3 protein-coding genes and 1 pseudogene (1 of these 4 only partly in view) are annotated in these 6,321 nt (G+C 32.4%); 1 reads left to right on the top strand and 3 read right to left on the bottom strand.

The window, feature by feature from the left end; all coding sequences use genetic code 11:
- A pseudogene (locus A2255_05070) lies at positions 1-392 on the bottom strand (hypothetical protein); it reaches 739 nt to the left of the window's first position.
- 14 nt (positions 393-406) lie between these two features.
- The gene (locus tag A2255_05065) at positions 407-3,940 is read right to left on the bottom strand and encodes a transcription-repair coupling factor (GenBank protein OGI19548.1); all 3,534 of its coding nucleotides are present in this window, start codon (positions 3,938-3,940) and stop codon (positions 407-409) included.
- A 415-nt stretch (positions 3,941-4,355) separates the two neighbouring features.
- On the opposite strand from A2255_05065, the gene A2255_05060 reads away from it, so the two are divergent.
- Positions 4,356-5,678: a type I glutamate--ammonia ligase gene (locus A2255_05060; GenBank protein OGI19550.1), complete on the top strand. Its 1,323-nt coding sequence runs from the start codon at positions 4,356-4,358 to the stop codon at positions 5,676-5,678.
- A gap of 65 nt (positions 5,679-5,743) precedes the next feature.
- On the opposite strand, the gene A2255_05055 is transcribed toward A2255_05060, so the two are convergent.
- On the bottom strand, positions 5,744-6,211 hold the full coding sequence (locus A2255_05055; protein OGI19547.1) for a hypothetical protein: 468 nt from the start codon (positions 6,209-6,211) through the stop codon (positions 5,744-5,746).
- Positions 6,212-6,321 lie beyond the last annotated feature (110 nt).

The raw sequence follows: 6,321 nt of genomic DNA, 5'->3' as shown, positions 1-6,321 counted from the left end.
AAAGTAGCTTCTAGTTTTGCTTTACCGCCAACTTTTTGTGCTAATTCGTCAATAGCTTTATCTAATTCTTTCTGGGTTACCGAAATCTTACGTTTTTGAGCTTCTTGTTGAATTAATTCTTTAATTATAAGTTCATTGACTATTTTACCTTTAATTAGAGTATATAAAGGCTTATTCTTTTCCTCTTTAAGGTTAATATTACGTGCAGCCAGAATCGATGTGTTATAAACATTTTCTAATGTTTTATCAAACTTTTTTTGTGTAATTACTGACTCATTAACCTTAATAATTGGTGTACTAGTGTCTTTTTCTTCTGTTACTTTAAATCCTTTTGAGCAACCTGCAACAAGTGCAAGAGAAATTGTTAACAACCCTACTGTGAATTTTTTCATATCAATCTCCTTCTTTATATACTCAATTTATTAATATCAGATATACAACAAAATAACTCTTCTAATATATTTAACTGTTCTTCGACCAAAAGTCCAGTATTATTTAAGAGAATTATGGAAGCCCCATTCTGAGATGAAATAGGCGCTTTAATAATTTTAAGCTTTCTTGATAAAGTTTGTGGTAACTTGATTTGATATTTTTTCCATTCTGATAATTCATAGTCAGTAAATATGCGTATAGTGTCTTCACTTTCTCTAACTAAATTTATGCCAATTTGGGCTGCTATTAATCTGATTTTGATTATTTTAATTAATCTTTGGACTTCTATAGGGATCTCGCCAAATCTATCTTTCCATTCCTCTTGAATAAATTCAAGTTCTCTTAGGCTTTCTACGTCAGCCAGTCTCTTGTATTCTATCATTTTTTGATCTTGATTCCCGACCCATTCGTCCGGAATATAGGCAGTAATATTTATATCGACAATCGGAGGATCTTTCTTGTCCACTTTTTCATTTTGAAATTCTCTTATAGATTCGTCTAATAAGGAACAATATAAATCAAAACCGACAGACAGCATATGCCCGTGTTGATTAGCTCCTAATATATTTCCAACACCTCTTATTTCTAGATCCCTTAATGCAATTTGATAGCCACTACCGAGAGTTGTGAAATCTTTTATTGCTTTTAAACGATCTTTAGCTTCTTTTGTCAGTAATTTATTAGGACGGTAGAAGCAATAGGCATATGCCTGAGTTTCACTTCTTCCTACTCGGCCTCTTATTTGGTATAGCTGAGCAAGCCCAAATTTATCAGAATCATCAATAATTATTGTGTTTACGTTTGGAATATCTAATCCTGATTCAATAATAGTAGTGCATACCAGAATATCATATTGATGAGTTGAAAATTCATACATTACTTTTTCAAGCTCTTTTTCAGGCATTTGGCCGTGAGCTACAGCAATTCTGGCTTCAGGAATTAATTCTTGTAAATCTTTTGCAACTTTGTGTATTGATTGAACCCTGTTATGGAGGAAGTATACTTGACCTTCTCGTTCTAATTCATGATTTATTGCTGTTCTGATCATAGATGCAGCGTATTCACCTATATATGTTTTAATTGGGGCACGGTTTACAGGAGGTGTGTTAATTAAGCTCATATCTCTAACCCCTGATATGGCCATATATAGTGTTCTTGGAATTGGTGTTGCAGAAAGAGTGAGAACATCTATTTGTGCCCTTAAATGCTTTAATTTTTCTTTATGTGCTACCCCAAATCGATGCTCTTCATCGATAACAAGTAATCCTAAATCTTTAAATTGAATATCTTTTTGAAGAAGTCTATGAGTGCCTATTACGAGGTCGCATTCACCTGTTATAAGCTTTTTTATAGTCTCTTTTTGTTGTTTTGAAGTTCTGAATCTTGATAACAGTTCAACTTTTATCGGATAAGGTTTAAATCTATCTACAAAAGTTTGATAATGTTGTTGGGCTAAGATTGTTGTTGGTGCAAGCAAAGCCGCCTGTCTTCCTGATAAAAGTGCTTTAAATAAAGCTCTCATTGCAACTTCTGTTTTTCCAAAACCTACATCTCCGCATATCAATCGATCCATTGGTTTATCTGATTCCATGTCCATTTTAGTATTTATTATTGCTTGTAATTGGTCTGGGGTTTCAGTATATGGGAATGCATCTTCCATTTCTATTTGCCAGGGGCTGTCTGGTTCAAAAACGAATCCCCTTGTTTTTGCTCTTGTTGCATACAGGTTTAGTAAGTCTTGTGCAATGTCTCTTATAGAATTTTTGACTTTCTTTTTAACTCCAGTCCATTCAGCTCCACCCATTTTAGACAACTTAGGCGGAGTACCTGCGCCTCTATATCTGGATAATAAATTAATCTGCTCTGCTGGCATATGAAGTTTATCAGTGCCAGCATACTCAATAGTTAGATAATCTTTTTCCTGTCCGTCTATTTTTTGTTTGCTTAATCCGATGAATTTTCCAATACCATGTTTTGAATGAACTACATAATCATTAGGTTGTAAGTCATTTATGGAAATAAGGAAATCAATATTTTCTCTTTTAGAAACTCTTTTAGCGATAGTAGGCTTTTTAATATTCTTGTTAAATAATTCTGAATCAGTTATTACTGCAAAATTAAGCTCTGGTAGCAAAAATCCTTCTGTAAATCCTTGTCTTGATATGATTACTTCTTTTGATTCCAGTAATTTGTCAATATTAATGTCTGAGTTAGGCTCCAAATAAATAGAAGGGCATTCCCACTCTGCTAGAAAATGAGCGACTCTATCAGGATATTCTGTAACAACCAAGATGCTGTTACCTGATGATCTAAGCTCAGATATATAATTTGCAGCGTTATCAAGGTTAGCCATGAACTTTTGTACGAGTTTACACTCAATTTCGTCAGTTAATTGAGATTCATCCTGAATAAAACTGTTAAGGTTTAAAGTTGTGTGTTTTTGAATTTTATCTATTATTTCTATGGGGTCTTTATGTAAAAGATATGGCAATGGTAAGGCTAAACCTTCATTAATTCTTTGTTCATATTCTTTTTTATACTTTTCATCTTGAATATAGAGCTTTTGTTCTAGCTCAGTTGTTTCATGAACTATAATAAGAGTGTTTTCAGGTAAATATTCTGTAATATCGTCAAGCTTCTCATTTAAAAATGGCGCGAAGTATTCTATTCCTTCAAAATATGTTTCAGTTTCCAGTGACGTTAATATGTTTTCAACAATTAAGTTCAGGGTATTTTGCCCGTATTCTGAAAGATTGATTTCTTGTTTGTTTTTAAACTCGTTAATTATCTTAATTAATCTTTTTTTCTGGTCTTCTGATATTACAATCTTGTATCTTGGTTCTATTGTTGCGTATTGTATATGTTTAATTGATCTTTGTGTCTCTATATCAAAGTTTCGGATGTTTTCTATTTCATCTCCGAAAAATTCTATCCTAACTGGATCTTCGGATATTGGATAAACATCTAAGATATCACCTCTTAAACTGAATTCCCCAGGATCAATTGCCATATTGACTCTATTATATCCAATATCAATGAGCTTTTTAACTATTAAAGACGGGTCAATATTTTGCTGTCTTTCAAGTTTTATAGAGTTAATCTCAATTTCTTTTCTTGATAAATAAGCATTTAATAGTGATTTTGCGCTGGTTATTATGACATCTGAATTATCATTTTTGAATGATTCCAGTATATTTAATTGCTGTTTTGTAATAGCTGCATCGGAATATACAAGTTCATATGGTGAAGCTTCCTGATTTGGTAGATAATTCACTTTTTTATTTGTCAGGGTCTGAATATCGAGATTGTACTTAAGTGCTGTAGTAATGTCTGGAGCGATAATTAGAATGGGCCTATTTAAGGTGTTAATTATATAAGAAGCAAAAAACCTCTTAGCAGAATTGGTAAGTCCTGTAAGATAAACGGTTTTGCTCTTTTCAAGCTGTTTTTTTATTTTGCTAAATTTAGTTGATGAGAAAGCAATCTTATCTAATATGTCTTGAATCATAGTTTGATTATTCTGTATGCTATATGCCGAAAAAAGTTTATATTTTCTATATTACTCAATTAAATGTTAGCATGATCAAGTAATTATTGCTAATCTAAGATAATTTAGAGATAATGTTACAGTATATTAATAACTATAAAAACTTTTTAACTCATGATTTTAATCTGAAAAATGGAGAAATTTGAATTATTTTTTAAAAAATTAAGTTTTTTCTATATGAAAATTAAAATATTATTAACTTGATCTTTTATTTAACAAAAAAATTGATTTAATTTTCGAAAAAACGAAAAAGCTGTAAATCTTGACCGAAATGAGAATTAAGTATATGAATATAGTAATTAATAGCACTGTATTATAAATCCAAAGGAGGTAGAATATGCTAGATGTAAGTAACGTGGTGAGATCTGGACATATTATGTCCACTGAAGACATTAAAAAAGTTGTCAAAGAACAGAATGTAAAATTCATTAGATTACAATTTGTTGATATTAATGGTCAGGTAAAGAATATGGCTCTGCCATCCGAGCAAATTGATAGAATTTTAAATAATGAAATAATGCTCGATGGTTCGTCTATTAAAGGTTTTAGGAGTATAGAAACTTCTGATATGTATTTCTATCCTGATAAAAGTACATTCTGCCTTTTACCATGGAGAAATAAAGAAGGTTATAATGTAGCAAGATTAATATGTGATATCCATAATGCTGATGGAACACCATTTGAAGGTTGTCCAAGAAATAACTTAAAAAGAGTTATAGCTGAAGCAGCTAAACTTGGTTATGTTATGAATGCTGGCCCTGAAGCAGAATTCTTCCTCTTTAAGAGAAATCCGGATGGCACCCCAACAACTATTACCCATGACTTAGCTGGTTATTATGATGTAGGTCCAGATGATCTTGGGGAAGATGTTAGAGGCGAAATGGTGCTAACTCTACAAAAAATGGGTTTTGAAATCGAAGCTAGCCACCATGAAGTTGCTAAAGGTCAACATGAAATCGACTTCAAATATGCAGATGCGCTAACAACTGCTGATAACGTGGTAACATTTAAAGTAGCAGTAAAAGCAATTGCAGCTAATCATGGTCTTCATGCAACATTTATGGCAAAACCAATATTTGGTATTAATGGATCAGGTATGCACTGTAACTTATCCTTATTTAAAAATGGTAAAAATGCTTTCTTGGATGAGTCAAGACCATATCAATTAAGTCAGGAATCATTATGGGCCATTGGTGGTCTGTTAAAGAATGTTAAAGGAATCACAGCTATTACAAACCCAACAGTAAACAGCTATAAACGTTTAGTTCCTGGATATGAAGCTCCTGTTTACCTTGCCTGGTCGGCTGCTAACAGAAGTGCTCTTGTTAGAGTTCCAGCAAAGCGTGGTAATGCTACAAGGGTTGAATTAAGATCACCAGATCCGACTTGTAACCCATATTTAGCATTTGCAGCTATATTAACAGCAGCATTAGATGGTATTAAAAATCAAGTTGAGCCACCAGCACCAGCTGAAACAAATATTTATCAATTAACAGAAAAAGAAAGAAAGAAAATGAAGATAGATTCACTCCCAGGCAGCTTGCTCGAAGCTCTTGATCAGATGGAAAAGAGTCAAGTAGCAAAAGATGCACTTGGAGAACATATCTATAACGAGTTTTTAAATGCTAAGAAAATTGAGTGGGATTCATTCAGAATATTAGTGACACCTTGGGAAGTTGAAAAATACCTTGAAAAATAGAAAACTAGCATTATATTTACTGAAAACCGTCCTATTACAGGAGGGTTTTCTCGATAGTAGTATTACTAAGGGTGCACTATATCAACATAAGCCGAATTGATTTGTCTTAATCTTGAGCTGAGCGTACTTGCTATTTTTTTAACAACATTAATTGCTGCTCTTGGATTAATATCAATTAACTGTTCAAATTTGTAGCAAGAAAGTTCAGCAAGAATGAGATCAGTTACTGCATATGCACTGGCTGATCTTCTTCCTCTACTAATAAGGGCAATTTCTCCAAATACTTGAGGAGATTTTATTTGTGCTAAAAGTTCTTCATTTTCTTTTTTGTTCTTTTTAAGGATATTAACCGTTCCTTCCAATATAATATACATTTCAGATGAAGAATCACCCTCTTTAAATATATATTTATTTTTCACTACCGTTCTTATTCTAATTATTTCAGATAATGCCTTGAGATCGCGCTCTTCAATATCGTAAAAAAATGGGATTTGAGCTAGTTCCTCTGGATCAAGCCTGTTATAGTAATCCATTTCGCATATTTTCCTTCTATTTTTGGAAATTATAGTTAAATATCTGTTAAGGACGTAATAAAAAATTCTTACGCATTTTTTATTACTCGTTTAATAGCTGAACACAGGAA

Source organism: Candidatus Melainabacteria bacterium RIFOXYA2_FULL_32_9 (assembly GCA_001784615.1).
Taxonomy (GTDB): domain Bacteria; phylum Cyanobacteriota; class Vampirovibrionia; order Gastranaerophilales; family UBA9579; genus UBA9579.
The sequence above is the reverse complement of the archived record's forward strand: the minus strand, read 5'-3'. Positions and strand labels throughout refer to the sequence as shown.